Annotated in this window: 2 protein-coding genes; both read right to left on the bottom strand. The window is 29.4% G+C overall.

Annotated elements, in window-relative coordinates; all coding sequences use genetic code 11:
• Positions 1-115: 115 nt before the first annotated feature.
• Entirely contained in the window at positions 116-478 is a 363-nt protein-coding gene (locus tag Q0820_RS16860) for a hypothetical protein (protein ID WP_298489457.1), read from the bottom strand.
• A 337-nt stretch (positions 479-815) separates the two neighbouring features.
• Positions 816-1,439: a hypothetical protein gene (locus tag Q0820_RS16865; RefSeq protein ID WP_298489459.1), complete on the bottom strand. Its 624-nt coding sequence runs from the start codon at positions 1,437-1,439 to the stop codon at positions 816-818.
• Positions 1,440-1,739: the final 300 nt, after the last annotated feature.

A 1,739-nucleotide genomic window follows, 5' to 3' on the forward strand; every position in this document is an offset into this window, starting at 1 on the left:
CGTATACGAGACCCGTATGTACGGTGGTGTGAGAGGCGCACTCTCCTCAATTATGGGGAGAGCCGTCTACTCGATTGGCATTTCGTTATTTTTATATTTTCATGTTCTTTTGAAATCAAAATCTTCTTAAATCTAAAATTCCAACTATTAGTGTAGGAATAGCAAAAGGAAACATTAATAGTAAAAGTTTTTTATTATGAATAAATGAGTAAACTAAAAGTGTTGTTATTATAAAAAATATAATTTCTCTATAAACTATTTTTAGATTATATTTTTTAAAAATCACACCAATTATTACAGGAATGATTACTCCTAAAAGAGTTCCAGAGATTAAAAGTCCAGATATGATTAATCCAGATTTTATTCCGTTATAATAACTGACGATTAAAAAAAAAAGAATTGCCCAAACAGACAAAGAATAATTTTTCAATATACCCTGGATTTTATCCAATTTAGTTTCATTTCTTTTTTTATTCATATTCTGTAAATTCCGATTGAGTGAGTAATTCTGCATTCAATTTAGGTTTTGCATTTCAGTTCAGTTTCGATTCCGTGAACAAACTAAAAGTCAAACGGTTTGTTTTAAATTACTCATAATTGTCATTCTAAGGGTTCTTCTCAATGAATGCCAACGTTAAATATATGGCATTTAGGGCAGAAAATAAACGGTTATTTTCGATTAAGCCCTAAGCCAAACTTTTGCATTTTGATTTATCTTTTTTATCATAAAGCCAAATCAAAAGATTTGGCGATCTCGCAAACAAACACAGACTTTTTGAATAAACACTAAACCGCCCTATTTGCTATATATAGTGTTAGCAACTGATTTTTCTTATTCTATCTATCACTAGTTCTTTCTCATATTTATAATCAGCATTTCTATCAATAATTGGATTGTAATAGTTTTGAATATAATTATAAGCGGTATCAATATCTCCTTTATATGCATATAAAAAAGCTAATAAATATTGTTGACTTGGAGAATTGAAATCATATGAACCACCTAAATCTATCTGCTTTTTTACTGTTAAAATACTTTGCTCAATATTATTATGTTCGTCGAACCAATTTTCTAATCTTTTAGGATACTTTTTAATTACTAAATCTAAAGTTTTTCGAAAATCCTTTTCGTTCCAATGCGATATTTTGTCATATGGGTTTTCTCGTTGAGTTCCCTCAAAAGACTCTTTCCATCCATCTAGTCTTTCCCATAGATGAAGTGTTGTTGATTTATCAGTTTTATGATTAATCAATTTTTTTCCATTATTTGATGTTGTTGGAATAAAAGAAAAGCAATTTCCATAAGCGAAAGAACCATTAAATCCTTTAAATACTTGGTAGCGAACAACGTGTTTAATTCCGCTCTCATTAAAATCATTATACCAAGTATATTTTCCATCCCATTTATTTAGTCCAATATTGTTTAGAGCTGGAGTCACAATATCATTAAATATTTCAATCCGTTTAGCCGCAGTAACTTCTTCAAGTTTTGGAAAAGCACTTTTGTTAAATATCTTTTTAAACAGATTCATTTTTATTTGTTGCTAACGTTTAGTATATGAAAAGTAGGCGATTTCGAAGCATAAAACTTTCAGTTAAGTACAAACTTTGATACGAGCCAAAAGCCTTGAATTTATTACTATTTCGCCTATTTTTTATATACATTGTGTGTGCCCAGCATGGGCATCTTTAATTTATCGAAAGATAACTAATTCATCTAGAGGGTGCAAGTCCCTTAT

This window comes from uncultured Maribacter sp. (assembly GCF_947495965.1).
In the GTDB taxonomy this organism is placed as follows: Bacteria; Bacteroidota; Bacteroidia; order Flavobacteriales; family Flavobacteriaceae; genus Maribacter_B.

Excerpts from the sequence above, each read along its gene's own strand:
- Q0820_RS16860 (WP_298489457.1), bottom strand. The coding sequence starts at position 478 with ATGAATAAAAAAAGAAATGAAACTAAATTGGATAAAATCCAGGGTATA.